Below are 24,905 nucleotides of genomic sequence, written 5' to 3'. Positions count from 1 at the left end.
GGGCGGGCGGGGGCTGCCCGGCGTGCCGCCGGGCGGACCGGATCGGCCAGGGTGGCGCTGTTCATGGAACGTCCTTTCCAGAGACATGGGCGGCCGCAGCCTCGGCAGCCTGGCGCAGGGCGGCGTCGCGTGGCTGGCCCGCCAGTTCGGCAGCCAGATGCGCCGCCAGGAAGCAGTCGCCCGCCCCGGTCACGCGCGCGACGGTCACGGCGGGCGGGGCATAGGTCAGGGCAGGGGCGCCCGCCATGGCTTCGGCCACCGGGCGGGGGCCGTCGGTGACCAGCACGCGCGCGGCGCCCCGCGCCACCACGGCCTGCGCGGCGGTCGCGGCGTCGGGGCAGGCGCGACCGGCCAGGATCTCGGCCTCGAGCCGGTTCAGATAGAAGCAGCCGCGCCGGGCGGCGATCAGCGGCTCCAGCCGTTCGGCCTTGCCGGGGCTGGCGGGGACCACGCGCAGGTCCGCGCGCATCAGGCGCGGGTCGCGGGCAATGGCTGCCAGCAGATCCTCGGTCAGGTTGCCGTCCAGGACGACCGGCGCGGTCCAGCCGGCCAAGGCCCCGTCCAGGGCAGCCAGGATCGCGGTCCCCGCGTCTTCCAGGCTGTGGACATCGGCGATGGCGGCGATCAGCCCCTCGCTGTCCTCGATGCCCATATAGGTGTCGGTGGGCAGGCCGGTGTCGCGGGCCAGGTGGTCGGTGATGACGCCCATCCGTTCCGCCTCGGCCACCAGGGCTGCGCCTTCCGGGTCGCGGCCGACGGCGGACAGGACGGCGGGGCGCAACCCCCAGCGGGCAAGCGCCACCGCGACGTTCAGCGCCACCCCGCCCGGGATATGGCGGATGCGGCCCGGCACGTCGGCGCCCGGCGCCATGCGGCGCGGCGCACGGCCGATCACGTCCCACAGCATCGCGCCGATGCACAGGATGTCGGGCTTGGTCATTCGCGGGTCCAGCTTTGCATCTCGGCTTCCAGAAAGCGTTCGAAATCGTCCAGGTCCACCGGGTCGAACTGCCCGAAGCCCCCCATCCAGACGGAGGCCGCGCGCATCCCTTCGGGGTCCAGCTTGCACCAGGTGATCCGGCCCCGGCGTTCCTGCCGGATCAGGCCCGCCGCCGCAAGGACCGACAGATGCTTGGAAATCGCGGCAAGGCTCATGTCGAAGGGGGCCGCGACGTCGCTGACGGCCATGTCGTCCTCCAGCAGCATCGACAGCACCCGCCGCCGCGTGGGATCGGCAAGGGCCGCGAAGATCAGGTCCAGCCGGTCGGGCGAGGGGGTGTCCATGCTCATCTCATGACGCGGAAAGGCGGGAATGGTCAACTGCGCGGTTGAATGATCTGTGATCGAGGACGGATTGATGGCCCGGGCGCTGAATGTTCGTTTTCAAGAAAGTCATTGTATTTCAGTTAATTGGTTCGGAAAGTCACTTGCTTGACTCGGGCAGCGATCCCCCCTAGACAGCGCCGCAACAAGGAACGGGGCATGACAGATGGCCGAAGACCCCCGGAGCGACGCGGACAGGGAAGCGGATGCCGCCCGTTTGCGCGACCTGGAAGACCGGCTGTCCCGCCTGACCCAGAAGCCAGAGGCGAACATGCCGATGGCGGGCTATGACAAGGCGCATGTCGCCTGGCGCATGGTCACCGAGATCGTCGCGGGCATCATGCTGGGCGCCGGGATCGGATACGGGTTGGATTACGTGTTCGGCACCCTGCCGCTCATGCTGATCCTGTTCATACTTCTCGGCTTCGTGGCCGGCATCAAGGTGATGATGCGCACGGCGGCCGAACTTGGCAGCAGACCCGGCCAGCCGCCGGGCACCGACGAGAGGGACTGATCGTGGCGACCGAAGCGCATGGCGAAGCAACCGGCCTGTCTTTCCACCCGATGGACCAGTTCATCGTCCGCCCGCTGTTCGGCGACGGCCCGGTCCACTGGTACACGCCCAGCAACGTGACGCTGTGGCTGTTCGCCATCATCCTGGCCACGCTGGCGCTGCTGGTGCTGGGCACGCGCGGCCGCGGCATCGTGCCGACCCGCACCCAGTCGATCGCTGAACTGGCCTATGGCCTGGTGCACAAGATGGTCGGCGACATCGCGGGCAAGGACGGGCTGAAGTATTTCCCCTATATCATGACGCTGTTCATGTTCATCGTCTTCGCCAACTTCCTGGGCCTTCTGCCCATGGCCTTCACCGTGACCTCGCATATCGCGGTCACAGGCGTGCTGGCGCTGGCGGTGTTCCTGACGGTGACGACCATCGGCTTCGTGAAGAACGGCGCGCATTTCCTGGACCTGTTCTGGGTCCGCTCGGCCCCGCTGGCGATCCGCCCGGTGCTGGCCGCGATCGAGGTGATCAGCTATTTCGTGCGCCCCGTCAGCCATTCCATCCGACTTGCAGGCAACATGATCGCCGGCCATGCCGTGATCAAGGTCTTTGCCGGTTTCGCGGCGATCGCCGCCGTGGCCCCGATTTCCATCATCGCGGTCGTGGGCATGTATGCCTTCGAAATCCTCGTGGCCTTCATCCAGGCCTACGTCTTCACCATCCTGACCTGCGTTTATCTGAAGGACGCGCTGCATCCGTCGCACTGACGCCGGACGCACAGGTCATCAACCCAATCCACCACTTCCAACCGCAAGGAGCATCATCATGGAAGGCAATATCGGAGAACTGGGCCAGTACATCGGCGTCGGCCTGACCGCCATCGGCATGGGCGGGGCGGCCATCGGTGTGGGCAACGTGGCCGGCAACTTCCTGTCGGGCGCGCTCCGCAATCCGTCGGCCGCCGCCGGTCAGACCGCCACGCTGTTCATCGGCATGGCCTTTGCCGAAGCCCTGGGGATCTTCTCGTTCCTGGTCGCGCTTCTGCTGATGTTCGCGGTCTGATCCTGCGCCATCCTTGCGGCGGGGTGGGGCTGCGGCCCCGCCCCTTCGTGACTGTCAGGGCCAAGGGGTAGGACATGATCAGCCTGTTGCAAGAGGCCGTCACCATCGCGGCCGAACATACCGAAAGCGTGGCCTCGTCCGTCGCGCATGGAGAGACCGAGACGACAACGGGCCTGCCCCAGTTGGATCTCTCGACCTTTGCGAACCAGATCTTCTGGCTGGTCGTCGCGATGGTCGTTCTTTACTGGGTCGTCGCCAGGATCGCGCTGCCGCGCATCGGCGCCGTCCTGTCGGACCGCCAGGGCGCCATGACCGGCGACCTGATGGCTGCCGAGGAATTCAAGCTGAAGGCCAAGGAAGCCGAGGCCGCCTATGACAAGGCGCTTGCCGACGCCCGGGCCGAGGCGAACAAGATCGTCGCCGCGAACCGTGCGGAAATCCAGAAGGAACTGGATGCCGCAATCGCCCATGCCGATGCCGAGATTTCGGCGCGCAGCGCAGAATCGGAAAAGCGCATCCGCGAGATCCGCGATTCCGCCGATGTCGATGCGCGCGAGGTTGCCCGCGACGTCGCCGCCGAACTGGTGCGCAGCTTTGGCGGGACGGTCGATCAGGCCGCTGTCGATCAGGCCATGGACAGCCGCATGAAAGGGGCCTTGCAATGAAGAAACTTGCCGTCATTGCCGTCGCCGGGCTGAGCGCCGGGCCGGCCTTTGCCGCGACGGGTCCGTTCTTCTCACTGCGGAATACGGACTTCATCGTCCTGATTTCGTTCCTGGTCTTCGTCGGGGTGCTGCTCTATTTCAAGGTGCCTTCCCGGATCGGGGCGCTGCTGGACAGCCGCGCCGCCGGCATCCGCCGCGACCTGGACGAGGCCAAGCGCCTTCGCGAGGAAGCGCAGGAAATCTATGCCAGCTATGAACGCCGTCAGCGCGAAGTGGCGGGCCAGGCCGACCAGATCGTCGCCAATGCCAAGCGCGAGGCCGAGGCCCAGGCCGCGAAGGCCAAGGCCGACCTGAAATCCTCGATCGAACGCCGCCTGAAGGCCGCCGAGGATCAGATCGCCAGTGCCGAAGCGGACGCTGTGCGTGCCGTGCGCGACCGCGCGGTGCAGGCGGCGATCGCCGCAGCCTCTGGCCTTCTGGCGCAGCAGGTCGGCGCAGGTCAGCGGTCTGCGGGGATCGACGAAGCCATCGACGACGTGGCGCGCCGTCTGAACTGACACGCGAACGGACGGGCGCAGGCCGCGGAACCATCGGACAGTGGAAAACCCCCGTCGCGCAAGCGGCGGGGGTTTCGCTGTTGCTCGTCAGTTCGTCGGGCGGATCAGGATTTCCACGCGACGGTTCTGGGCGCGACCTGCGGCGGTGTCGTTCGAGGCGACCGGCTGGTTGAAGCCCGCACCCGTCGCCACAAGGCGCGAGGGCGAGACGCCGGCGGCGGCCAGGATGCCCGTCACCGACTGCGCGCGGCGCTGCGACAGGTCCATGTTCAGCGCGGCGCTGCCGGTGTTGTCGGTATGGCCGACGACCTCGACCCGGCTGTTGGGATACTGGTTCAGGTTGCGCGCGACGGCGTAAAGGTCGTTCTGCGCGGCGCCCGACACGGCGGCCGAGCCGGTGGCGAACAGGATCCCCTCGGGCATCACGACCTGCAGGTAGGAACCGCGGTTGATGACCTGGATGTTCGGGTTCGACAGCGACTGTTGCAGCGCCTGCGCCTGGCGGTCGAGCATGTTGCCCGCAACGGCCCCGGCGATGCCGCCCAGGATCGCGCCGCGCGCGGCGTCGCGGCCCTGGTTGTTGCGGTCGCTGTCGCGGGTGCCCGCAAGGACGGCGCCGACGGCGGCCCCGGCCAGGGCGCCCTGCTGGGTGCGGCTCATGCCGGTGCCCGTGCCCATGCCGTCCATGCCGGTCGTGGGGGCGCAGGCGCCAAGCGCCACAAGGCCCGTGGCGGCGAGGAGAGAGGTGACGCGAAGCTTCATGGGATGTCCTTTCATGGTCTTGCGACGGGAAGATGCGGCAAATTTGCCTTTGCCGTCAAACGTGCCCGAAGCTGGCCCAGTTCCGGCCGAAAGGAAAGTCACGGCTGCGTGGAAGTTATTGGACTGGCGGAAAAACCCTCGCTTGCAGGCCGGGCTTGCATTGCGGCGCCGGGCCGGTCAAAAGCGTCGGGTCATGGTCCAGCCCCGCCGCCTGCCGCAGCCCTTGCCCTTTGCCCAGCAAGTCGCGATCTTCTCGCGCCTGGCCGAGGCCAATCCCCGGCCCGTGACCGAGTTGGAGTTCACCAATCCCTTCACGCTGGTGGTCGCCGTCGCCTTGTCGGCCCAGGCGACCGACGTGGGCGTGAACAAGGCCACGCGCGGACTGTTCGCCATCGCCGACACGCCGCAGAAGATGCTGGATCTGGGCCTTGAGGGCGTCACCGAGCATGTCAAGACGATCGGGCTGTTCCGCCAGAAGGCCAGGAACGTGATCGCCCTGTCGCGCATCCTGGTGGACGAATTCGGCGGCGAGGTGCCCGACAGCCGCGCGGCCCTGATGCGGCTGCCCGGCGTGGGGCGCAAGACCGCGAACGTGGTCCTGAACAGCGCCTTCGGCCATCCCGCGCAGGCGGTCGATACCCATATCTTCCGCGTCGGCAACCGCACCCGCATCGCGCCGGGCCGCGACGTGGACGAGGTCGAGCGTGCGATCGAGGACAACGTCCCCGCGCGGTTCCAGGACAACGCCCATCACTGGCTGATCCTGCACGGCCGCTATATCTGCCAGGCCCGCCGCCCGCGCTGCGCGGTCTGCCCCATCTACGATCTGTGCCCATACGAGGAGAAGACCGCATGACCACACCCTATGTGATCGGCATCGGCAATGCGGTGATGGATGTCATCTCGCCCACCACGGACGACCGACTGGCGGCGCTTGGCGTCCAGAAGGGCATCATGCAGCTGATCGAGCGCGAGCGGTCGGAATACCTGATGGCGGCACAGGCCGATGATCATGGGCCAGGACGCGCGCAGTCCAAGCTGGTGCCGGGCGGGTCGGTGGCGAACACGCTGGCGGGGATCGGGATGCTGGGGCTGCGCACGGCCTTCATCGGGCGGGTGGCGGACGATCCGCTGGGCCTGTCCTATGCCGAGCAGACCGAGGCGGCGGGGACGGTCTTCGTCAATCCCCCTGTCGCGGGGGAACAGTTGCCGACCTCGCGTTCCATCATCCTGGTGACGCCGGATGGCGAGCGGTCGATGAATACCTATCTGGGGATTTCCGCCGAGCTGGGGCCGGAGGACGTGAATCCGTCGGTGTTCCAGGGGGCTGGCTGGCTGTTCCTGGAAGGATACCTGTTCGACAAGCCCAAGGGGAAAGAGGCTTTCCTGAAGGCCGCGAAATCCTGTCACGAGGCGGGCGGGCAGGCGGGGATCGCACTGTCCGATCCGTTCTGCGTGGACCGCCACCGCGAGGATTTCCGGCGGCTGGTTGCCGGGCCGATGGATTACGTGATCGGCAATGTCCATGAATGGCAGTCGCTTTATCAGGTGGACGATCTGGAGGAGGCGCTGCGGCTGGCTAGCGTCGATTGCGGCACGGTGATCTGCACGCGGTCGGGCGAGGACGCGATCCTGATCCGCGACGGGGAACGGGTGAGTGCGCCGGTGCACCGGATCGTGCCGGTGGATGCAACGGGGGCCGGGGACCAGTTCGCGGCGGGGCTGCTGTATGGTCTGGCGACCGGCGGGCCCCTGGCTGTGGCGGGGCGCATGGGCTGCGTTGCTGCGGCCGAGGTGATCGGCCATGTCGGCCCGCGCCCCGAGCGTGACCTGCGGGCGGATTTCCGTGCCGAAGGGTTGATCTGAGGCTTTGCGTCCCGCGAGAGCCGGGGGCCAGCCCGGACCCCCGGGATATTTGGGCCAGAATGAATGGCGCCGCTGTGAAGGCCCCGGCGTTGCGTGGTTCTGCCGGCGCGTGTATCAGGTCTGCAACAGATTTGCAGCTTGAAGGACATTGCCGATGCGCAGGGTTGTTGTCACCGGATTGGGCATGGTCACGCCGCTGGCCTGCGGCGTCGAGGCGACCTGGGAACGGCTGCTGGCCGGGCAGTCGGGTGCCGGGCGGATCACGCGATTCGATCCCAAGGATGTCGTGACGAAATATGCCTGCGAGATCCCGTTTGGAGACGGCAGCGACGGCAGCTTCAACCCCGACGACTGGATGGAGCCGAAGGACCGGCGCAAGGTCGATGACTTCATCCTGTACGGAATGGCCGCGGCCGAGCAGGCGGTGAAGGATTCCGGCTGGGAGCCTGCGAGTGACGAGGATCGCGAACGGACCGGCGTGATGATCGGGTCGGGGATCGGCGGGCTGACCTCGATCGCGGAAACGGCGGTGCTGATCAAGGAGCGCGGGCCGAAGCGGGTCTCGCCCTTCTTTATTCCCGGCGCGCTGATCAACCTTGTGTCCGGGCAGGTCAGCATCCGCTTTGGCTACAAGGGGCCGAACCATGCGGTGGTGACGGCCTGTTCCACCGGCGCGCACGCCATCGGTGATGCGGCGCGGCTGATCATGCTGGGCGATGCCGACGTGATGGTCGCGGGTGGCGCGGAAAGCCCGATCAGTGAGATCGGCATCGCGGGCTTCAACGCCTGCAAGGCGCTGTCCACCAAGCGCGACAACGACCCGCAGGCGGCCAGCCGCCCCTATGACGTGGACCGCGACGGCTTCGTGATGGGCGAGGGCGCGGGCTGTCTGGTGCTGGAAGAATACGAGCACGCCAAGGCACGGGGCGCGAAGATCTATGCCGAGATCCTGGGCTATGGCCTGTCGGGCGACGCCTATCACATCACCGCGCCAAGCGAGGATGGCGATGGCGGTTTCCGGGCGATGCGGAATGCGCTGAAGAATGCCGGGCTGGAGCCTTCGGCGGTTGATTACATCAACGCGCATGGCACCAGCACCATGGCCGATACCATCGAACTGGGCGCGGTTGAACGGCTGCTGGGCGATCACGCGCCGAACGTGGTGATGTCGTCCACGAAGTCGAGCATCGGGCATCTGCTGGGCGCGGCCGGTGCGGTCGAAGCGATTTTCTGCGTGCTGGCGATCCGCGATCAGATCTGCCCGCCGACGATCAACCTGGACAACCCGGCCGTCGAGCCGAAGCTGGATCTGGCTGCCAATGCAGCCGTGCGGCGCAAGGTGGATGTGGTGCTGTCCAACAGCTTCGGCTTCGGCGGCACCAATGCGTCGCTGGTGCTGGGGGCGGTCAAGGAATGATCTGGCGCAACATCGCCTCGAACTTCCTGACGCTGCTGATCGTGCTGCTGATTGCCGCTGCGGCGGCGGTGGCCTGGGGCAAGCACCAGTTCAGCGGGCCGGGGCCAAGCGCGGTCGCGCAATGCGTGCAGGTGGCGCCGGGCGCGAGCCTGAACGCGGTCAGCCAGCAACTGGCCGAGCAGGGGGCGATCAGCAATTCCTATGTCTTCCGGGCCGGCGCTGACTACCTGGACAAGGCGCGCGACCTGAAATTCGGCAGCTATCTTGTGCCGCCCCGCGCCAGCATGGAGGAGATCGTCGGCGTTATCACGGCAGGCGGGCCTTCGACCTGCGGAACCGAGGTGCTGGTCCGCGTGGGCGTGCGGGAAAACACCGTTCTGCTGCGCGACATGAACCCCGATACCGGTGCCTTCGAGGAGATGGCGCGCTTCAATCCCGCAACCGAAACCGCGCCCGAGTCCATTGTCGCCGCTGTCGAAAAGCCCGGCGCGCGGCTGCGCATTGCCATGGCCGAGGGCGTGACAAGCTGGCAGGTCGTGGAGGCGCTGAAGGCTGCCAGCTTCATGACCGGAGAGGTCGAGGACATCCCGGCGGAGGGCAGCCTGGCGCCCGACACCTATGAGGTCGAGAAGGGCGCCAGCCGAGGCGCGCTGCTGGCCGAGATGGCGCAGCGCCAGGCGGCGATCCTGGCCGCCGAGTGGGAGGCGCGGCCCTTCGGCCTGCCTTATCGGACGCCTGAGGAGGCGCTGATCATGGCCTCGATCGTCGAAAAGGAAACGGGCGTGGCGGATGAACGGCCGCAGGTCGCCAGCGTCTTCGTCAATCGGCTGGAGCAGGGAATGCGGCTGGAGACGGATCCGACGGTGATCTATGGCATCACCAACGGTGAGGGGGTTCTGGACCGGGGGCTGCGGCGGTCGGAACTGGCCGCGACAACGCCCTATAACACCTATCGTGTCGACGGGCTGCCGCCCACGCCGATCGCCAATCCGGGCCGTGCCGCGATCCGGGCGGCGCTGAACCCGGCCGAGACGGATTACCTTTTCTTCGTGGCCGACGGGACGGGCGGGCACGCCTTTTCCCGCACCCTGGCGGAACACAACGACGCCGTGGCGCGCTGGCGCGAGATCGAGCGGCAGCGTGGCGAGGATCCGACCAGTCCCGTCCAGGGCGACGGCTGACGCGGCCCAAGCCGTTCAAAGGGTTTGACAAAGCCCGCCCCCCGCCGCAGCATCGCGGTCAAGGGGCGGGCTTTTCCAATGGCGCGGACCGCGCCGGGCGCCGCCCTGGCAGGAGGATGCGCCATGAAACTGTCCGACATGTTCTCGACCCTGGCCGAAAATGCCCGCACCTATGAAAAGCGCGTGGCCGAATGGCAGGACGAGATGAACAGCCGCAACGACGAGATGATGGCCAGTGCCCGCAAGTGGCAGGAAACCGCCATGCAGCGCCAGGACGAGATGAACCGGCAGTTCCGGGGTTATTTCGAGGAAGCCGGCGAGAACGTCCGCAACCAGTGGCAGACGATGCAGACCGCCTGGGAGGAGCAGTTCCAGAAGATGCGCGAAAAGGGCGAGGAAATGCGCGCCGCCGCGATGAAGTCGGGGCATTTCCCCGAATGGGCCGAAGCCTATGCCGCGCAGATGGTCGGCTTTGCGCAGAAGATGCAGGACGAGGCCGCCAATGCCATCGCCGCCGCGACTGAGGCAAAGGGCACGAAGTCCAAGGGAACCAAGGACGTCTAACAGGCGAATCCCGCGCCCTGTCGGAGCGGTTTCCGGCAGGCGCTGCATCGCAACATCAAGGGGTGTTGCGCAAGGTGTTGCAGGGGTCAACTACTTGTTAAACTTGGCTAATTTACCATTGAGCGTGCGCGCCAAGGTTTAGCAATTGACTTACCGAACGCCCTGGGGTAGAACATTTACATGCTGGGAAAAGTGGGCAAGCGGCCGGGGGGCGACCCCTAGGGCCGCTTTTTCATTTTTCGGCTCGTGCGGACAGGACACGAGGCGGGACAGTTTGCATGAACGATATGGAATGGCGCGGGGTCGTTGATCCCGAAGGACCGTTTGTGGCCGGGGGAAACCTTGCCCGGACGGACGTGAAGCCTGGTGCGAGTGCTGCGCTGGAGATGGACCCGAACGAGGCCATCTCCGTCGCCGAGGGGTTGTTCTGGTCGTACGTCAAGGATTTGAAACGTCACGAGGCCGCGTTGGAGGCCCGGCAGAGCGGGGCCGTCGATCCCGCCGAGCTGAAGGAAGCCATGCAAACCGCGAAGGTCGTCCGCGAGGCGGTGGGCCTTCTGATGGCGGAAAGGAACAGGGTTGACAAGTTACGCAAGGATATCGCCGGCGGGGTCGGAGGAGGCAGCCTCGACCTTGACCAGGCACGAGATGAGATCGGGCGCCGCCTGGCTTGCCTCCGCCGCGCCGGAGGACGTTGATGAATTCCTGGGCGGGCTTTCGGAAAATGCGCTGATGGCGCTGCCCTGGATGTTCGAGTTCTGGGCCCTGGATCACCAGTTGCCCCCCGAGGGCGACTGGAAGACCTGGGTGATCATGGGGGGGCGCGGCGCGGGCAAGACCCGCGCCGGGTCCGAATGGGTGCGGCGGATGGTCGAGGGACCGACTGCCGCCGCACCGGGGAAATGCCATCGCGTGGCCCTGGTCGGGGAAACCTTCGACCAGGTGCGCGAGGTGATGGTGTTCGGCGAAAGCGGCATCCTCGCATGTTCGCCCCCCGACCGGCGCCCCGTCTGGGAAGCCGGGCGCAGGCGGCTGGTCTGGGCCAATGGCGCGACGGCCACGGTCTATTCCGCGCATGAACCCGAAGCATTGCGCGGGCCGCAGTTCGACGCGGCTTGGGCGGACGAACTGGCCAAGTGGAAGAAGTCCGAGGATGTCTGGGACATGCTGCAATTCGCGCTGCGCCTGGGCGAGCATCCCCAGCAGGTGGTCACCACGACGCCGCGCAATGTGGGGGTGCTGAAACGGATCCTGGGCAACGCGTCCACGGTCACGACCCATGCGCCCACGGATGCGAACCGCGCCTATTTGGCGGAAAGCTTCCTGGCCGAGGTCGCGTCGCGTTACGGCGGGACGCGGCTGGGGCGGCAGGAACTGGATGGCGTTCTGCTGGACGATATCGAGGGCGCGCTGTGGACAACGGCAATGCTGGAGGGCGCGCGGGTCGAACGCGCGCCGAAGCTGTCGCGTGTCGTCGTGGCAGTCGATCCGGCCGTGACGGCGGGCAAGGCCAGCGACGAATGCGGCATCGTGGTCGCGGGCGTCGTGGCCGAGGGCGAGCCGGGAAGCTGGACGGCCTATGTGCTGGAGGACGCCACGATCAAGGGCGGGCCGCTGGACTGGGCGCGGGCTGCCATTGCTGCGATGGACCGGCACGGCGCAGAACGGCTGGTGGCTGAGGTGAACCAGGGCGGCGATCTGGTGGAAAGCGTGATCCGGCAGGTGGATCCCCTGGTGCCGTTCCGCGCGCTTCGCGCCGGGCGGGGCAAGGGGCTGCGGGCCGAGCCTGTGGCGGCGCTTTATGAGCAGGGGCGGGTCAAGCACCTGCGCGGGCTTGGCGCGCTAGAGGACCAGATGTGCCAGATGACCGTGCGTGGCTTCGAGGGGCGCGGGTCGCCTGACCGTCTGGATGCGCTGGTCTGGGCGATCCATGAGTTGGTGATCGAGCCGGGGGCAAGCTGGCGACGGCCGCAGATGCGGCGGCTGTAGTCGGGGGTTTCACCCCCGGACCCCCAGGATATTTGGACCAAGGCAAAGAGGCTGTCCTGCGGGGCGGCCTCTTTTTCGTTGGCATGGAGGCGAGAGATGGCGTTTCGATTGTTTTCGCGGGAGGAGAAGCAGGCCCCCGCGCCGGAAAGGAAGGCCAGTGCGACGGGCCGGGTGGTGGCTTTTGCCAGCGGCGCAGGGCGCGCGATCTGGTCGTCGCGGGATACGGTCAGCCTGACGCGGGGCGGCTTTGTCGGCAATCCGGTGGGCTTTCGCTGCGTCAAGCTGATCGCCGAGGCGGCGGCGGCCGTGCCGCTGGTCTGCGAGGATCGCGACCGGCGCTATGACATCCATCCGGTGCTGGATCTGCTGCGGCGGCCTAATCCGGGCCAGGGCCGGGCCGAGCTGTTCGAGGCACTGTTCGGGCAGATGCTGCTGTCCGGCAATGGCTATGTCGAAGCCGCGGGCCTTGGCGCGCAGGGCCTGCCCGAGGAGCTGCATGTGCTGCGGTCGGACCGGATGAGCATCGTTCCGGGCGTGGATGGCTGGCCTGTCGCCTATGACTATGCGGTGGGCGGGCGGAAGCATCGCTTCGACATGACGGGCAGTCCCGATCCGATCTGCCATATCAAGTCCTTCCATCCGCAGGACGACCATTACGGGCTGTCGCCCATGCAGGCGGCGGCGGTGGCGCTGGATGTGCATAACAGCGCGTCGGCCTGGTCCAAGGCGCTGCTGGACAATGCGGCGCGGCCCAGTGGCGCTATCGTCTACAAGGGCGTGGACGGGCAGGGGGTTCTGTCGCCCGAGCAATATGACCGGCTGGTGGGCGAGATCGAGATGAACCACCAGGGCGCGCGCAATGCAGGGCGTCCGATGCTGCTGGAGGGGGGCCTGGACTGGAAGCCGATGGGGTTCTCGCCGTCCGACATGGAGTTCCATGAGACGAAGATGGCAGCGGCGCGGGAGATCGCGCTGGCCTTCGGGGTGCCGCCGATGCTGCTGGGGATCCCGGGGGACGCGACTTATGCGAACTATGCCGAGGCGCACCGGGCGTTCTATCGCCTGACGGTGCTGCCGCTGGCCACGCGAGTCGCGGCATCCGTCGCCTGGTGGTTGTCCGAGCATCTGGGTGCAGAGGTCGATCTGCGGCCCGATCCCGACCGTATCCCCGCCTTGGCCGAGGAACGCGACCAGCAATGGGCGCGGATCGGGGCCGCCACCTTCCTGACCGATGCGGAAAAGCGGGCGCTTTTGGGCCTGCCGCCGCTGGCCGGGGCGTGATCCCATGGAGGGGTCGCGTTTCGTCAAGGACAGCTTCGGCTGGCACGACCAGCGGTTCGAGACGCAGGAACGGATCATGGCGCTGCAGTTCGGCACCATGGAAAAGCGGCTGGAGCGGATCGAGGCGCTGATTGAGGGGCTGGAGCGGCGGCTGTGGATGACCGTCTATGGCGTCGTTGCGGTGATCCTGACGCAGGCGGTGCAGGGCATTCTGGAATTTGCGCCGAAAGGAGGCTGATGGATGGTTCCGGGACTTGAGGTGAAATTCGCGGGTGGGGCGCCTGTCCTGTCGGACGGGCAGGTGATCGAGGGCTATGCCAGCCTGTTCGGCCTGACCGACCAGGGCGGCGATGCGGTGGCGCCTGGGGCCTTTGCCGCGTCGCTGGCGCGGCTGGCAGCCAAGGGCGACAAGGTGCGGATGCTGTGGCAGCACGATCCCGCAAAGCCCATCGGCGTCTGGGACGAGATCCACGAGGACGAGAAGGGTCTGTGGGTCAAGGGTCGCCTGCTGCCCGAAGTGACACAGGCGCGAGAGGCTGCGGCCTTGATCCAGGCAGGTGCCATCGATGGGCTGTCGATTGGTTATCGCACGATCCGCGCAGAGCGGGACAAGCAGGGTCGCCGCGTCTTGGCCGAGGTGGAGTTGTGGGAGGTGTCGCTGGTGACCTTCCCGATGCTGCCCGAAGCCAAGGTGGGCCGCAAGGAGGCGGACGATCTGCGCGAGGTTGCGGCGTTGTTCACGGCAGCGGCGGAAGCCTTGCGGGTTTGAGATTGCGGTGCGTGCGAGCGCGCATCCTACGGGTTTGGATCGCCCTTGGGGATCCGAAACAGGGGCGGGTCGGCCCCGATCATCGCGATGAGGAGACAGACCATGACCGAGGTGAAAGCCGCGGAGGGTGGCGGCACGGCTGCCGACCTGAAGGGAGCCATGATGGGGTTCGTCAGCGAACTCAAGGGCTTTCGTGACGACATTCAGAAGAAATTCACTGCACAGGAAGAGCGTATGAACATGCTTGATCGCAAGACCGCCATTCGTGGCCGCACCCCGCTGTCCGCCACCGCCGAGGTCGAGGTGCCTCATCAGAAGGCGTTCAACGCCTATCTGCGCAGCGGCGACGATGACGGCTTGCGCGGCCTGGTCATCGAGGAAAAGGGCCTGACGGTGGCGAGCGACGGCGGCTTCCTGGCCGCGCCGCAGGTGGCCGAGACGGTCCAGAACGTGCTGCGCTCGGGTGCGTCGCTGCGCAGGCTGGCCAATGTCGTGGCCATCGAATCCGCCAGCTATGAAGTACTGGTCGAGAAAAACGAGATGGGTGCGGGCTGGGCGACCGAAACGGCTGCCGCCGAAACCACGCCGGGCAACATCGAACGCATCTCGATCCCGCTGCACGAGCTGTCGGCCATGCCCAAGGCCAGCCAGCGTCTGCTGGACGACGCGGCATTCGATGTCGAGGCCTGGCTGGCCGAGCGCATCGCCGACAAGTTCGCCCGGTCCGAGGCCGCAGCCTTCATCACCGGCGACGGGGTTGGCAAGCCGAAGGGGATCCTGTCCTATCCGACCGCGCTGAACGCGACGGCGGGGACCAACGCCATCGGCGTGGTCGAGACCGGCACAGCGGGCGGATTTAACGCAAGCGCGCCGGCGGATGCGCTGATCGACCTGATCTATGCCTTGGGCGCCGAATACCGGGTCAATGCCAGCTTCGTCATGAACTCGAAAACCGCTGCGATGATCCGCAAGATGAAGGATGCCGATGGGCGGTTCCTGTGGACCGACGCCCTGGCCGCCGGGCAGACCCCGCAGCTGCTGGGGTATCCGGTCCTGATCAGCGAGGACATGCCCGACATCGGCACCGACGCGCTGGCCATCGCCTTTGGCGATTTCCGCGCCGCCTATACCATCGTCGAGCGTCCCGACCTGCGCGTCCTGCGCGATCCGTTCAGCGCCAAGCCGCATGTGCTGTTCTATGCGACCAAGCGCGTGGGCGGCGGCGTGACCGATTTCCGCGCCGTCAAGCTGCTGCAGTTCGCCTGATCCCGGATCGCGGGAACAGGTGAGGGAAAGACCGCGCACGGGTCGATGGCCATCCTGGCTTTGCAACTGTCCGCGCGTGCTGATGGCTGGCGCGCGGGCGCGGTCTTTCCCGATCTGATGCGACGACAAGGCCCCCGGCGGGCCTTGTCCCGGTGGATGACGAGCGGACAGCAAGACGGGAGGTTCGCGAGATGATGCTGATCGAGGAAACGGCGCCGGCGGCCGAGGCGCTGCCTGTCGCGGCGCTGCGCGAGCATTTGCGACTTGGAACGGGTTTCGAGATTGCGCAGGACAGTGCCGAGGACATGGCCTTGGCAGGCTTTCTGCGTGCGGCGATCGCCACGATCGAGGCGCGCACGGGCAAGGTACTGCTGACACGGCGCTTTCGAATGCAACTGGACGACTGGCGCGACCGGCTGGGCCAGACCCTTCCCCTGGCCCCGGTAAACGCTGTCGAAAGGATCGAGATCGATGACGGCATGGGCACCGTCACGGAGGTTCCGGCGGAAAACTGGCGGCTTCTGCCGCATGGGCAGCGCCCGATGATCCTGCCTGCCGGGGTGATCCTGCCGCATGTGCCGCGCAGGGGCTTGGTCAATGTGACCTTCCGGGCCGGGTTCGGTGAGGCCTGGTCGCAGGTTCCTGCCGATCTGGCGCAGGCGGTGATCATGCTGGCGGCACAATATTATGAGGATAGGGGCCAGTCGGGCGCAAAGGGGGCTATGCCTTTCGGCGTCAGCGCCTTGATCGAACGCTGGCGGCAGGTTCGGACGCTGGCAGGACGCGGCAGCCGAGAGGCACGGCGATGAGTATGCCCAGGCTGAATGTTCGGTTGGCTCTGGAAGGATCTGCCCGGCAGGACGACGGAATGGGCGGCTATCGCACCGTCTGGCAGCCCATCGGTTCGCTGTGGGCCGAAATGAAGGCCAAGGCGGGACAGGAGCGCGGCGCCGAAGTCGGTCCCGAAAGCGTCGTGTCTTGGCGGATCACAGTCCGGGGTGCCAGGGCCGAGGATCCGCGCCGCCCAGCCGCAGGCCAGCGGTTGCGGATGGGGCAGCGGACATTTGTCATCGAGGCGGTGGCAGAGCGTGACCCCTCTGGCCAGTGGCTGACCTGTTTTGCCCGAGAGGAGAAGCAGACATGAGCTTTGCGGCAAGCGTCGCCCTGCAAGGGGCGGTTTATCAGCACCTGCGCGCGGATCCCGCCCTGACCGACATGGTAGGAGACGCAATCTTCGACGCGATGCCGGTCGAGGCGCCTGCGGGCGTCTTTGTGTCGCTTGGTCCCGAGGATGTCGTGGATGCAAGCGACATGACGGCGGCGGGGTCGCGGCACGATTTTGTCGTATCCGTGCTTTCGGGCGCGGGGCAGGGCGGGGGTTTTGCCGCAGTCAAGGCGGCGGCCGCCGCTGTGGCCGACGCGCTGGACCAGGCGCCCCTGACGCTGAGCAAGGGGCGGCTGACTGCCCTGTGGTTCCTGCGCGCCAGGGCGCGCCGGGTGGAAAACGGTGCCGCGCGGCGGGTCGATCTGACCTTTCGCGCGCGGATAGATCTGGGCTGAGGAGACAAGCCATGGCGGCACAGAATGGACGCGATCTGCTGATCAAGATGGACATGACTGGCGACGGGGCGTTCGAGACCATTGCGGGTCTTCGCGCATCGCGCCTGTCGTTCAATGCCGAGACGGTCGATGTGACCAGTCTGGAAAGCGAAGGCGGCTGGCGCGAGCTGCTGGGCGGGGCTGGCGTGCGCAGCGCGTCGATTTCCGGGTCGGGCGTGTTTCGCGACGCCAATACCGATGGGCGGGCACGCCAGATCTTCTTTGACGGAGAGGTGCCGCGCTTCCAGGTCGTGATCCCGGATTTCGGCACCGTGGAGGGACCGTTCCAGATCACTGCGCTGGAATATGCCGGAAGCTACAATGGCGAGGCTACCTATGAAGTCACGATGGCATCCGCTGGCGCGCTGACATTCGTGGCGCTGTGATGGCTAATCCGTTGCGCGGAGAGGTCGAGGTGGTGCTGGACGGCACCGCCCATACCGCCCGACTGACGCTGGGCGCCCTGGCTGAACTGGAGCATGACCTGGGCGCCGACAGCCTGATGGCAATTGCCGGGCGGTTCGAGCAAGGCCGCTTCAGCAGCCGTGATGTGCTGGCCGTGCTGGTGGCGGGTCTGCGCGGGGGCGGCTGGCGCGGAACGGCGGCGGATCTGTTGACGGTCGAGATCGGCGGCGGGCCGGTGGCAGCCGGCCGGGCGGCCGCCGAGCTTCTGGCGCGGGCATTTCGGACCCTTTCATGAGCGGGGGCCTGGACTGGCCCGGCCTGATGCGGGCCGGGATGCGCGGCTTGGGGCTGCGCCCGGACCAGTTCTGGGCGCTGACGCCCGCGGAACTGGCGCTGATGCTGGGGGTCGAGGCGGGATCGCCCGCCATGACGCGGGACAGGCTGGCGGAGCTGGCCGCGCGCTATCCCGATCGGCCAAGGGAAACATCTGGATAGGGGCAAGGATCTATGGCCAACAAGGATGGGTTCAGTTCAACGCTGGATCAACTGGATGAAGGGTTCAGCCAGACCAGCCGCATGACCGCCGCCTTCGAGGCGGAGCTTGACCGCTTGCGGCAATCCGTGACCGTGACTGCGCGTGAAGTCGGGTCACTGAGTTCAGGCATCGAGGGCGGGCTGCGACGGGCCTTCGACGGGCTGATCTTCGACGGTGAGAAGCTGTCGGACGCGCTGAAGGGCATCGGGCGGTCGATTGCGGACACTGTCTTCTCGATGGCGATGAAGCCTGTCGAGAATGCCCTGGCCGGGTCCCTTGCCCAAGGCCTTGGCGGGATGCTATCGGGCGCGATGCCTTTCGCCAATGGCGGCGCTTTTGTCCAAGGCCGGGTGATGCCCTTTGCCAAGGGCGGGGTCGTCAGTCAGCCAACGCATTTTCCCATGCGTGGGGCCACCGGTTTGATGGGCGAGGCAGGTCCCGAAGCGATCATGCCGCTGCGGCGGGGTGCCGATGGCAGGCTGGGCGTGGCAGCCGCTGGAGGCGGCTCGCGTCCCATGAATGTCACGGTAAACGTGACTACCCCCGATGTGGCGGGTTTCCAACGCAGCCAGTCGCAAATCGCCGCACAGCTTGGGCGGGTGCTGGCGCGCGGCGAACGTAACAGCTGAGACAGGGGCCAAGATGGCATTTCACGAGGTAAGATTTCCGGCAAACCTGTCGTTCGGCTCCATCGGCGGTCCCGAGCGCCGGACCGAAATCGTGGCCTTGGCCAGCGGGTTCGAGGAACGCAACACCCCCTGGGCCCATGCGCGACGCCGTTATGATGCGGGAATGGGGCTGCGGTCCCTGGACGACTTGTCTGCCCTGGTCGCCTTCTTCGAGGCACGGGCCGGTCAGTTGCACGGGTTCCGCTGGAAGGATTGGTCAGATTACAAAAGCTGCCTGCCTTCGCGCGTGCCGTCCTTTGACGATCAGAAAATCGCGTCAGGGGATGGGGTAACAAAGGTCTTTCAATTGACCAAGATCTATTCCTCGGGTCCGGGCAGCTATGCAAGGCCGATCAGCAAGCCGGTGAAGGACACAGTAAAGGCAGGGATCGGCGGAAACGAGGTGTTCCCCGGAATGCATTATGCTGTCGATCATGCGACTGGCGTGATCACCTTTGCCGATGCGCCGGAACCGGGGGCCGAGATAACGGCGGGTTTCGAGTTCGATGTGCCGGTGCGGTTCGATACCGACCGGATCGCCGTGTCGGTCGCGTCTTTTCAAGCCGGCGAAATGCCCGCCATTCCTGTAATCGAGGTGCGGGTATGACGACGACAACGATCGCGCGCGCCTGGATGGTGCAGCGTGCGGACGGGATGGCTCTGGGTTTCACCGATCATGATGCAGGGCTGAGTTTTGACGGCATCCATTTTCGCCCGGATCACGGTATGTCAGCCCGAGCCCTGGTGCAGGCGACAGGACTTTCCGTTGACAATTCCGAGGCCGAGGGGGCGCTGTCGGACGACGCCATTACGGAAAAGGACGTGCTGGCCGGGCGATGGGACGGTGCCGCTGTCAAGATGTGGGAGGTGGACTGGACAAACGTGTCTACCCGGCGGCTGGTCTTCGCAGGCAGCTTGGGTGAGATCGCGCGGTCCCAGGGCGCCTTTCGTGCCGAACTGCGCGGATTGTCCGAGCCTTTGAACGCCGCACGCGGACGCGTGTTTCATCCGCGCTGTTCGGCACGCCTTGGGGATGGACGCTGCAAGCTGGACCTCGCCAATGAAACATTCATGGCCGAGGCTGCGATTGCAGGCATTGAGGACGGGCGAATCCTGCACTTTGCGGGGTTTCCAGCCTATGAAGCAGGGTGGTTCGAACGCGGCAGCCTTCTGGTTCTTGCAGGTGAGGCAGAGGGGCTGCGGGGCACGATCAAGAACGATACGGCCTTGCCGGACGGCGCCCGACAGATCGAATTGTGGCAGGGCCTGGGCATTGCGCCAGCCGCCGGGGATCGTGTCCAAATTACTGCGGGCTGTGACAAGAGAGCAGTAACATGCCGTGAGAAGTTCGATAATTTTCTGAACTTTCGTGGCTTTCCTCATCTTCCTTCGGAGGATTGGATCATGGCCCCGCAGGCAGGCCGATGACCATGGCAGACGATATCGTAGAAATGGCCCGTGCCTGGATCGGAACGCCCTACCAGCATCAGGCGAGTGTGAAGGGCGTTGCCTGCGACTGTCTGGGCCTGATCCGGGGCGTCTGGCGCGAGTGTCATGGGTCAGAGCCGGAGACACCCCCACCCTATACCGCCGACTGGGGAGAGGGCGGCGGGCAGGAGTTGCTGATGACCGCCGCATTGCGCCATTTCGTGCCGGTGGCTCGCCGTGCACCGTTGGAGCCGGGCGAGGTCTTGCTGTTTCGGATGCGTGCCGGCGCGGTCGCCAAACACTTGGGTATCCTGTCTGATGCCGGCCCGGCGCCTCGCTTCATACACGCCTATAATGCGCATGGTGTCATCGACAGTCCGTTGACGACCCCCTGGCAGAACCGGATCGCTGCCCGGTTCCGCTTTCCCTGAATCACAGACTTAGGAGGCCATTATGGCGACCATCATGCTGTCGGCCGTAGGGGCGTCGATTGGCGGAAGCTTCGGCGGTGCGGTTCTTGGCCTGTCGGGCGCCGTGATCGGCCGTGCAGTCGGCGCAACAGTCGGCCGGGTCATCGATCAGCGGTTGCTGGGCAATGGATCCAAGGCTGTCGAAACCGGCCGCATCGACCGCCTGCGCCTGCAAACCGCAGGCGAAGGCGCGCCGATCCCGCGGATCTGGGGACAAATGCGCTTGCCGGGCCATGTCATCTGGGCCTCTCCCCTGGAGGAGATTGCGCGGTCCGAGGATGCCGGCGGCGGCAAGGGTGCGCCGAAGTCGAAGGTCACGCAGATCAGTTATCGCCTGTCGGTCGCGCTTGCCCTGTGCGAGGGACGTATCCTGGGCGTCGGGCGGGTATGGGCAGATGGCGAGGAAATTTCGCCTGATGACCTGAACATGCGCGTTTACACCGGTGATGAAACCCAACAGCCCGACCCGGCGATTGCCGCGCATGAGGGCGGTATGGCGCCTGCCTATCGTGGGCTTGCCTATGTCGTGCTGGAGGATTTGACCCTGGAGGCCTGGGGCAACCGGATGCCTCAGCTGAGCTTCGAGGTGACGTCGCCTGCGCAGGATGGCAGCGGATTGTGTCGCGATGTGAAGGCTGTCGCGCTGATCCCTGGAACGGGCGAGTATTCTCTGGCGACTACTCCGGTCCATCAGGACCTTGGTCTGGGCGAACTGCGCTCAATGAACGTCAGCACGCCCATGGGCGGCACCGATTTCACCGTTTCGATGAACGTTCTTGGCCGTGAGTTGCCAAACGTCGGATCGGTGTCGGTGGTCGTATCCTGGTTTGGCAGCGACCTGCGCATCGGCCAGTGCGTGGTGCAGCCCAAGGTGGAGCAGCGTGAGATCGATGGCGAGGAAATCCCCTGGAGGGTTTCAGGAATTGGCCGCGATGCTGCTGTGCCGGTGGCACGCGTCAACGACCGGCCGATCTATGGTGGAACGCCCGCAGACCAGGTCGTCGTTGAAGGTTTGCGGGCCATTGCGGCGTCGGGACGAAAGGCGATCTTCTATCCCTTCATTCTGATGGAACAGACTGCGGGCAACAAGCTGGCCGATCCCTATGGCGCCGATGAACAGCCGGTCATGCCTTGGCGGGGCCGGATCACGACATCGATTGCGCCGGGTCGGCCTGGATCGGTTGACGGCACGTCCGCAGCCGACGCCGAAGTCGAGGCGTTCTTCGGCACTGCTGCCGTCGATGATTTCTCGCGCGACGGCGACAGTGTGAACTATCGTGGTCCCGAGGAGTGGTCGTATCGCCGCTTTATCCTGCACTATGCGCATCTCTGCGCGGCAGCAGGAGGCATCGACGCGTTTCTGATCGGCTCCGAGATGATCGGAATGACGCAGATCCGTGGGGCGGGAAACAGCTATCCGGCAGTGCAGCAACTGTGCCGTCTGGCCCACGATGTGAGGCGGATCCTTGGGCCTTCGGTCAAGATCGGTTATGCAGCCGACTGGTCGGAATACTTCGGCCATCATCCGGGCGGGGGAGAACTGTTTTTCCACCTGGATCCGCTTTGGGCGCACCCTGACATCGACTTCATCGGCATCGACAACTATATGCCCTTATCTGACTGGCGGGATGGTGAAGATCACCTGGATGCCCGTTGGGGACATATCGGCAATCCAGCCTATCTCGAGGCTAACGTCTGCGGGGGCGAGGGCTACGACTGGTATTATGCCAGCGATGCTGATCGTCAGGCGCAGCGGCGTACGCCGATCACCGATGGCGCCTACGACGAGGCATGGGTCTGGAAGTACAAGGATCTCGTAAGTTGGTGGCAGAACCTGCATTATGATCGACCGAATGGGGTGCGGTCGCGGCAGGCAACAGGATGGGTGCCAGGATCGAAGCCTATCTGGTTCACCGAATACGGCTGTGCGGCGCTTGACAAGGCCACCAACCAACCAAACAAGTTCCTGGACGCTATGAGTTCGGAGAGCACGTTGCCCTTCTACTCTAGCGGGCAGCGTGATGACGCGATTCAGGCGGCGTACATTCAAGCAGTCACGGCATATTGGTCAAGTCCGGCTAACAATCCTTCCATGGAGGATGGCCGGCGAATGGTTGATCTAGACCGGGCGCATGTCTGGTGCTGGGATGCGCGACCGTATCCGGCATTTCCCGCCCGTACGGATCTTTGGTCCGATGGACCTGCCTGGCAGCGTGGGCATTGGCTGAATGGGCGTGCCGGATCGGTTCTGCTCTCTTCGGTCATCGGGGATATCTGCCGTGAGGCGGGTGTGGCGAATTTTGACGTCAGCGCTGTTACCGGTGTCGTGCGCGGCTTTCATGTGAACGGGGGCGAGACGTCGCGGGCGGCCTTGCAGCCCATCTTGCTTGCGCATGGGCTGGACACAGTTGAACGCGACGGCAGCCTTCGGTTTGTGCCGCGCGATGGGCGGGTCACGCGTGATCTGGGGCCGGAGCATCTTGCGATCGGTGACGAGGTCAATGGCTTCGAGACGACACGACAGGCACAGGTGGAACTGTCTGGACGGTTACGGCTGACCCATGTCGAGGCGGGCGGAAGCTATACGACCGCTACAACCGAAGTCAGCCTGGCTGATGCCGACGGCAATTCGGTCAGCGACAGTGAGTTCGCCATGTCTCTGACACGTGCCGAGGGTCGGGCCATCGCCGAGCGGTGGCTGGCAGAAGCGGTCGTTTCACGGGATACGGCACGCTTCGCTCTGCCCCCTTCGGCCGCTGACTTGGGACCAGGTGACGTAATTCGCATGGATGACGGTCAGGGGGATCCGAAACGCTGGCGAATTGACAGGGTAGAGCGTGCAGGAGCCATTACTGTGGACGCCGTCCGGGTCGAACCGGGGGTATATCGTCCGGCCGTCACGAACGAGGACGACAGGCTAGCTAGCCGCTACACCCCGCCGCTGCCGGTATGGTCGCTGTTTCTCGATCTGCCGTTGCTGAAAGGCGATGAGCAGCCGCGTGCGCCTTATCTTGCCGCAACGGCGAAGCCTTGGCCCGGAACAGTGGTGGCCTATTCGTCAATCGAGAGCGAGGGCGGGTTTGAGCTGAACACGACGTTGAACCGACGGGCGTTCATCGGGCGGACGGAAACGCCACTTGGTCGGGCACGTCCCGGGGTGCTCGACCGTGGTGCGCCCTTGCTTGTCCGGCTGAAGGATGCCTCGCTGAGATCCGTCGGACAGAAGGCGCTACTTGCAGGAGCAAACGCCTTGGCGATCGGGGACGGATCAATGGAGAACTGGGAAATCATCCAGTTCTCCAATGCCGTCCCTGTAGGCAAGGACTTGTGGGCGATCAGCGACCGGTTGCGCGGCCAGGCTGGAACCGATGGCATCATGCCAGAGGTCTGGCCAAAGGGCAGTGTTGTCGTGTTGCTGGATGGCGCGGCGCAGCAGGTGGCACTGCCACCTTCAGCCCGCGGGCAGGAACGGTTCTGGCGCATCGGGCCGGCTCGAAGGGCTTTCGACGATTCCAGTTATCGCACCCGGGAAACCCAGGCACGGGGGATCGGCCTGCGGCCTTACGCGCCTTGCCACTTGAGTGCCCAAGGCCGCACGCTGGGATGGATCCGTCGCAGCCGTGTCGATGGCGACGGCTGGGATGGCGCGGACATCCCTTTGGGTGAGGTTCGTGAACGCTATCGTGTCCGCATCCTGCGCAACGGTCTTGTTCTGCACGAGGCGGATGTGAGCGCGCCGGAATACACCGTGCCTGAGCAGGTCTGGAACAGCGCCTGGCAGGGCGGCGTCTTTGTCGTCGCGGTTGCGCAGCTGTCGGATCAGTTTGGCCCGGGTCCCTTTGTGAGGAGGACTTTCAATGACGAATGAAACCATGCGCTTTCAGCTGCCTCTGCTGCAACCTGCCCAGGCTCAGAAGCATGTGACGGTCAACGAAGCCTTGATGCGGCTGGACGGCCTGACCAACGCCGTCCTGGAAAGCACCTCGGCCCTGACCCCACCGGAAGCAGTGATCGACGGGCAGTGCTGGGCCGTCCCGCAAGGGGCCAGCGGCGCATGGAGCGGACAGGCCGGGCGGATCGCGGTAGGGGCTAACGGCGGTTGGATCTTCATGGCGCCCTCACGGGGGATGCGTGCATTCGTGGCCGACCAAGGCGCCGAGGCGATCTTTGACGGCCAAGGGTGGTTCCTGGGCGGCGCAACTTTCGGCATCCTGGGTTCCGGCCTGGCCGTCCGCATGTCCGAGAAGGAGGTGACGGTTGGTGCGGGTGCGGCCTTCGATACCGGCGTTGTCATTCCGGCAGGTGCAATGGTGATCGGAGCCACGGCCAAGGTGATTCAAGCCCTGACCGGCAGCTTGCAGACTTGGCGGCTGGGCACGGCGGATTCTAACAACCGCTTCGGGCAGGGCTTGGGGAAGGGGGCGGGTTCATGGGCTCGCGGAATGCTTGGCGCACCCATGACCTATTACAGCAGCGCCAACTTGCTGATGACCGGCGAGGGCGGGTCGTTCACCGGCGGAAAGGTCAGCGTTGCCGTTCACTGGATGGAACTGCGGTTGCCGGACTGAGAGCTGTTCTTTCCCTTGGTCGCTG

Annotated in this window: 31 protein-coding genes; 28 read left to right on the top strand and 3 right to left on the bottom strand. The window is 65.8% G+C overall.

The window, feature by feature from the left end:
* Window positions 1-61: 61 nt before the first annotated feature.
* On the bottom strand, window positions 62-940 hold the full coding sequence (locus RAH32_RS05005) for a PfkB family carbohydrate kinase (protein WP_306605715.1): 879 nt from the start codon (window positions 938-940) through the stop codon (window positions 62-64).
* Window positions 937-1,290 (bottom strand): ArsR/SmtB family transcription factor, encoded by a 354-nt coding sequence (locus RAH32_RS05000; RefSeq protein WP_306605713.1) that lies wholly within the window; start codon window positions 1,288-1,290, stop codon window positions 937-939. Before RAH32_RS05000 ends, RAH32_RS05005 begins: the two co-directional genes overlap by 4 nt.
* A gap of 199 nt (window positions 1,291-1,489) precedes the next feature.
* On the opposite strand from RAH32_RS05000, the gene RAH32_RS04995 reads away from it, so the two are divergent.
* The 5 genes from RAH32_RS04995 to RAH32_RS04975 all read left to right on the top strand — a co-directional run bounded on the left by RAH32_RS04995 (window position 1,490) and on the right by RAH32_RS04975 (window position 4,112).
* Window positions 1,490-1,837, top strand: a complete 348-nt coding sequence (locus RAH32_RS04995; protein ID WP_306605710.1) for an AtpZ/AtpI family protein — start codon at window positions 1,490-1,492, stop codon at window positions 1,835-1,837.
* Window positions 1,838-1,839: 2 nt separating this feature from the next.
* A complete protein-coding gene (locus tag RAH32_RS04990) occupies window positions 1,840-2,595 on the top strand; it encodes a F0F1 ATP synthase subunit A (RefSeq protein WP_306605707.1) in 756 nt (251 codons plus the stop codon).
* 58 nt (window positions 2,596-2,653) lie between these two features.
* Window positions 2,654-2,890 (top strand): F0F1 ATP synthase subunit C, encoded by a 237-nt coding sequence (locus RAH32_RS04985; RefSeq protein ID WP_089343169.1) that lies wholly within the window; start codon window positions 2,654-2,656, stop codon window positions 2,888-2,890.
* Between the two features lie 74 nt (window positions 2,891-2,964).
* Window positions 2,965-3,555 (top strand): F0F1 ATP synthase subunit B', encoded by a 591-nt coding sequence (locus RAH32_RS04980; protein WP_306605702.1) that lies wholly within the window; start codon window positions 2,965-2,967, stop codon window positions 3,553-3,555.
* Entirely contained in the window at window positions 3,552-4,112 is a 561-nt protein-coding gene (locus RAH32_RS04975; RefSeq protein ID WP_306605700.1) for a F0F1 ATP synthase subunit B, read from the top strand. Before RAH32_RS04980 ends, RAH32_RS04975 begins: the two co-directional genes overlap by 4 nt.
* Window positions 4,113-4,199: 87 nt before the next feature.
* Here the strand turns inward: RAH32_RS04975 and RAH32_RS04970 are convergent, their stop codons facing one another.
* Complete coding sequence (locus RAH32_RS04970) at window positions 4,200-4,874, bottom strand: YiaD family glycine zipper/OmpA-like lipoprotein (protein WP_306605698.1); 675 nt, start codon at window positions 4,872-4,874, stop codon at window positions 4,200-4,202.
* Between the two features lie 193 nt (window positions 4,875-5,067).
* Here RAH32_RS04970 and nth point away from each other — a divergent pair, with 193 nt between their 5' ends.
* The 23 genes from nth to RAH32_RS04855 all read left to right on the top strand — a co-directional run bounded on the left by nth (window position 5,068) and on the right by RAH32_RS04855 (window position 24,880).
* Entirely contained in the window at window positions 5,068-5,730 is a 663-nt protein-coding gene (gene nth / locus RAH32_RS04965) for an endonuclease III (protein ID WP_306605696.1), read from the top strand.
* Window positions 5,727-6,740, top strand: coding sequence for an adenosine kinase (locus RAH32_RS04960; RefSeq protein WP_306605694.1), 1,014 nt, complete (start codon window positions 5,727-5,729; stop codon window positions 6,738-6,740). Before nth ends, RAH32_RS04960 begins: the two co-directional genes overlap by 4 nt.
* 154 nt (window positions 6,741-6,894) lie before the next feature.
* Window positions 6,895-8,157 (top strand): beta-ketoacyl-ACP synthase II, encoded by a 1,263-nt coding sequence (fabF, locus tag RAH32_RS04955; protein ID WP_306605692.1) that lies wholly within the window; start codon window positions 6,895-6,897, stop codon window positions 8,155-8,157.
* On the top strand, window positions 8,154-9,338 hold the full coding sequence (gene mltG, locus RAH32_RS04950; RefSeq protein ID WP_306605690.1) for an endolytic transglycosylase MltG: 1,185 nt from the start codon (window positions 8,154-8,156) through the stop codon (window positions 9,336-9,338). The genes fabF and mltG overlap by 4 nt, the downstream gene beginning before the upstream one ends.
* A 123-nt stretch (window positions 9,339-9,461) precedes the next feature.
* Complete coding sequence (locus tag RAH32_RS04945; protein WP_306605688.1) at window positions 9,462-9,902, top strand: hypothetical protein; 441 nt, start codon at window positions 9,462-9,464, stop codon at window positions 9,900-9,902.
* A 278-nt stretch (window positions 9,903-10,180) separates the two neighbouring features.
* Window positions 10,181-10,600 (top strand): permease, encoded by a 420-nt coding sequence (locus tag RAH32_RS04940; RefSeq protein WP_306605686.1) that lies wholly within the window; start codon window positions 10,181-10,183, stop codon window positions 10,598-10,600.
* Complete coding sequence (locus tag RAH32_RS04935; protein WP_306605683.1) at window positions 10,551-11,891, top strand: DNA-packaging protein; 1,341 nt, start codon at window positions 10,551-10,553, stop codon at window positions 11,889-11,891. The genes RAH32_RS04940 and RAH32_RS04935 overlap by 50 nt, the downstream gene beginning before the upstream one ends.
* Before the next feature lie 96 nt (window positions 11,892-11,987).
* Window positions 11,988-13,172: a phage portal protein gene (locus RAH32_RS04930; RefSeq protein WP_306605681.1), complete on the top strand. Its 1,185-nt coding sequence runs from the start codon at window positions 11,988-11,990 to the stop codon at window positions 13,170-13,172.
* 4 nt (window positions 13,173-13,176) lie between these two features.
* Window positions 13,177-13,410 (top strand): GTA head formation protein, RCAP_rcc01685 family, encoded by a 234-nt coding sequence (locus RAH32_RS04925; protein ID WP_306605679.1) that lies wholly within the window; start codon window positions 13,177-13,179, stop codon window positions 13,408-13,410.
* A 3-nt stretch (window positions 13,411-13,413) separates the two neighbouring features.
* A complete protein-coding gene (locus tag RAH32_RS04920) occupies window positions 13,414-13,941 on the top strand; it encodes an HK97 family phage prohead protease (protein ID WP_306605677.1) in 528 nt (175 codons plus the stop codon).
* A 102-nt stretch (window positions 13,942-14,043) separates the two neighbouring features.
* The gene (locus RAH32_RS04915; protein ID WP_306605675.1) at window positions 14,044-15,207 is read left to right on the top strand and encodes a phage major capsid protein; all 1,164 of its coding nucleotides are present in this window, start codon (window positions 14,044-14,046) and stop codon (window positions 15,205-15,207) included.
* Window positions 15,208-15,398: 191 nt separating this feature from the next.
* The gene (locus RAH32_RS04910) at window positions 15,399-16,016 is read left to right on the top strand and encodes a head-tail connector protein (protein ID WP_306605673.1); all 618 of its coding nucleotides are present in this window, start codon (window positions 15,399-15,401) and stop codon (window positions 16,014-16,016) included.
* Window positions 16,013-16,351 (top strand): head-tail adaptor protein, encoded by a 339-nt coding sequence (locus RAH32_RS04905; protein ID WP_306605671.1) that lies wholly within the window; start codon window positions 16,013-16,015, stop codon window positions 16,349-16,351. The genes RAH32_RS04910 and RAH32_RS04905 overlap by 4 nt, the downstream gene beginning before the upstream one ends.
* Window positions 16,348-16,767, top strand: a complete 420-nt coding sequence (locus tag RAH32_RS04900; protein WP_306605670.1) for a DUF3168 domain-containing protein — start codon at window positions 16,348-16,350, stop codon at window positions 16,765-16,767. The genes RAH32_RS04905 and RAH32_RS04900 overlap by 4 nt, the downstream gene beginning before the upstream one ends.
* A gap of 11 nt (window positions 16,768-16,778) precedes the next feature.
* Window positions 16,779-17,192: a phage major tail protein, TP901-1 family gene (locus tag RAH32_RS04895; protein WP_306605668.1), complete on the top strand. Its 414-nt coding sequence runs from the start codon at window positions 16,779-16,781 to the stop codon at window positions 17,190-17,192.
* Window positions 17,192-17,506 (top strand): gene transfer agent family protein, encoded by a 315-nt coding sequence (locus RAH32_RS04890; RefSeq protein WP_306605666.1) that lies wholly within the window; start codon window positions 17,192-17,194, stop codon window positions 17,504-17,506. Before RAH32_RS04895 ends, RAH32_RS04890 begins: the two co-directional genes overlap by 1 nt.
* On the top strand, window positions 17,503-17,706 hold the full coding sequence (locus RAH32_RS04885; protein ID WP_306605665.1) for a rcc01693 family protein: 204 nt from the start codon (window positions 17,503-17,505) through the stop codon (window positions 17,704-17,706). The genes RAH32_RS04890 and RAH32_RS04885 overlap by 4 nt, the downstream gene beginning before the upstream one ends.
* 12 nt (window positions 17,707-17,718) lie before the next feature.
* Window positions 17,719-18,375 carry a phage tail tape measure protein gene (locus tag RAH32_RS04880; protein WP_306605664.1) on the top strand — a complete coding sequence of 219 codons (657 nt, stop codon included), beginning with the start codon at window positions 17,719-17,721 and terminating at the stop codon, window positions 18,373-18,375.
* Window positions 18,376-18,388: 13 nt separating this feature from the next.
* The gene (locus RAH32_RS04875) at window positions 18,389-19,021 is read left to right on the top strand and encodes a DUF2460 domain-containing protein (RefSeq protein WP_306605662.1); all 633 of its coding nucleotides are present in this window, start codon (window positions 18,389-18,391) and stop codon (window positions 19,019-19,021) included.
* The gene (locus tag RAH32_RS04870; RefSeq protein ID WP_306605660.1) at window positions 19,018-19,842 is read left to right on the top strand and encodes a DUF2163 domain-containing protein; all 825 of its coding nucleotides are present in this window, start codon (window positions 19,018-19,020) and stop codon (window positions 19,840-19,842) included. Before RAH32_RS04875 ends, RAH32_RS04870 begins: the two co-directional genes overlap by 4 nt.
* A gap of 2 nt (window positions 19,843-19,844) precedes the next feature.
* Window positions 19,845-20,273, top strand: coding sequence for a C40 family peptidase (locus tag RAH32_RS04865; RefSeq protein ID WP_306605658.1), 429 nt, complete (start codon window positions 19,845-19,847; stop codon window positions 20,271-20,273).
* Window positions 20,274-20,295: 22 nt separating this feature from the next.
* Entirely contained in the window at window positions 20,296-24,180 is a 3,885-nt protein-coding gene (locus tag RAH32_RS04860; protein ID WP_306605657.1) for a baseplate multidomain protein megatron, read from the top strand.
* Window positions 24,170-24,880, top strand: coding sequence for a DUF2793 domain-containing protein (locus RAH32_RS04855; RefSeq protein WP_306605655.1), 711 nt, complete (start codon window positions 24,170-24,172; stop codon window positions 24,878-24,880). The genes RAH32_RS04860 and RAH32_RS04855 overlap by 11 nt, the downstream gene beginning before the upstream one ends.
* The last annotated feature ends 25 nt before the right edge of the window (window positions 24,881-24,905 follow it).

The organism is Paracoccus yibinensis (assembly GCF_030846195.1).
In the GTDB taxonomy this organism is placed as follows: domain Bacteria; phylum Pseudomonadota; class Alphaproteobacteria; order Rhodobacterales; family Rhodobacteraceae; genus Paracoccus; species Paracoccus yibinensis.
The sequence above is the reverse complement of the archived record's forward strand: the minus strand, read 5'-3'. Positions and strand labels throughout refer to the sequence as shown.

Coding starts and splice junctions, on each gene's coding strand:
- RAH32_RS05005 (WP_306605715.1), bottom strand. CDS start 940: ATGACCAAGCCCGACATCCTGTGCATCGGCGCGATGCTGTGGGACGTG.
- RAH32_RS05000 (WP_306605713.1), bottom strand. CDS start 1,290: ATGAGCATGGACACCCCCTCGCCCGACCGGCTGGACCTGATCTTCGCG.
- RAH32_RS04995 (WP_306605710.1), top strand. CDS start 1,490: ATGGCCGAAGACCCCCGGAGCGACGCGGACAGGGAAGCGGATGCCGCC.
- RAH32_RS04985 (WP_089343169.1), top strand. CDS start 2,654: ATGGAAGGCAATATCGGAGAACTGGGCCAGTACATCGGCGTCGGCCTG.
- RAH32_RS04980 (WP_306605702.1), top strand. CDS start 2,965: ATGATCAGCCTGTTGCAAGAGGCCGTCACCATCGCGGCCGAACATACC.
- RAH32_RS04975 (WP_306605700.1), top strand. CDS start 3,552: ATGAAGAAACTTGCCGTCATTGCCGTCGCCGGGCTGAGCGCCGGGCCG.
- RAH32_RS04970 (WP_306605698.1), bottom strand. CDS start 4,874: ATGAAGCTTCGCGTCACCTCTCTCCTCGCCGCCACGGGCCTTGTGGCG.
- nth (WP_306605696.1), top strand. CDS start 5,068: ATGGTCCAGCCCCGCCGCCTGCCGCAGCCCTTGCCCTTTGCCCAGCAA.
- RAH32_RS04960 (WP_306605694.1), top strand. CDS start 5,727: ATGACCACACCCTATGTGATCGGCATCGGCAATGCGGTGATGGATGTC.
- fabF (WP_306605692.1), top strand. CDS start 6,895: ATGCGCAGGGTTGTTGTCACCGGATTGGGCATGGTCACGCCGCTGGCC.
- mltG (WP_306605690.1), top strand. CDS start 8,154: ATGATCTGGCGCAACATCGCCTCGAACTTCCTGACGCTGCTGATCGTG.
- RAH32_RS04945 (WP_306605688.1), top strand. CDS start 9,462: ATGAAACTGTCCGACATGTTCTCGACCCTGGCCGAAAATGCCCGCACC.
- RAH32_RS04940 (WP_306605686.1), top strand. CDS start 10,181: ATGAACGATATGGAATGGCGCGGGGTCGTTGATCCCGAAGGACCGTTT.
- RAH32_RS04935 (WP_306605683.1), top strand. CDS start 10,551: ATGAGATCGGGCGCCGCCTGGCTTGCCTCCGCCGCGCCGGAGGACGTT.
- RAH32_RS04930 (WP_306605681.1), top strand. CDS start 11,988: ATGGCGTTTCGATTGTTTTCGCGGGAGGAGAAGCAGGCCCCCGCGCCG.
- RAH32_RS04925 (WP_306605679.1), top strand. CDS start 13,177: ATGGAGGGGTCGCGTTTCGTCAAGGACAGCTTCGGCTGGCACGACCAG.
- RAH32_RS04920 (WP_306605677.1), top strand. CDS start 13,414: ATGGTTCCGGGACTTGAGGTGAAATTCGCGGGTGGGGCGCCTGTCCTG.
- RAH32_RS04915 (WP_306605675.1), top strand. CDS start 14,044: ATGACCGAGGTGAAAGCCGCGGAGGGTGGCGGCACGGCTGCCGACCTG.
- RAH32_RS04910 (WP_306605673.1), top strand. CDS start 15,399: ATGATGCTGATCGAGGAAACGGCGCCGGCGGCCGAGGCGCTGCCTGTC.
- RAH32_RS04905 (WP_306605671.1), top strand. CDS start 16,013: ATGAGTATGCCCAGGCTGAATGTTCGGTTGGCTCTGGAAGGATCTGCC.
- RAH32_RS04900 (WP_306605670.1), top strand. CDS start 16,348: ATGAGCTTTGCGGCAAGCGTCGCCCTGCAAGGGGCGGTTTATCAGCAC.
- RAH32_RS04895 (WP_306605668.1), top strand. CDS start 16,779: ATGGCGGCACAGAATGGACGCGATCTGCTGATCAAGATGGACATGACT.
- RAH32_RS04890 (WP_306605666.1), top strand. CDS start 17,192: ATGGCTAATCCGTTGCGCGGAGAGGTCGAGGTGGTGCTGGACGGCACC.
- RAH32_RS04885 (WP_306605665.1), top strand. CDS start 17,503: ATGAGCGGGGGCCTGGACTGGCCCGGCCTGATGCGGGCCGGGATGCGC.
- RAH32_RS04880 (WP_306605664.1), top strand. CDS start 17,719: ATGGCCAACAAGGATGGGTTCAGTTCAACGCTGGATCAACTGGATGAA.
- RAH32_RS04875 (WP_306605662.1), top strand. CDS start 18,389: ATGGCATTTCACGAGGTAAGATTTCCGGCAAACCTGTCGTTCGGCTCC.
- RAH32_RS04870 (WP_306605660.1), top strand. CDS start 19,018: ATGACGACGACAACGATCGCGCGCGCCTGGATGGTGCAGCGTGCGGAC.
- RAH32_RS04865 (WP_306605658.1), top strand. CDS start 19,845: ATGGCAGACGATATCGTAGAAATGGCCCGTGCCTGGATCGGAACGCCC.
- RAH32_RS04860 (WP_306605657.1), top strand. CDS start 20,296: ATGGCGACCATCATGCTGTCGGCCGTAGGGGCGTCGATTGGCGGAAGC.
- RAH32_RS04855 (WP_306605655.1), top strand. CDS start 24,170: ATGACGAATGAAACCATGCGCTTTCAGCTGCCTCTGCTGCAACCTGCC.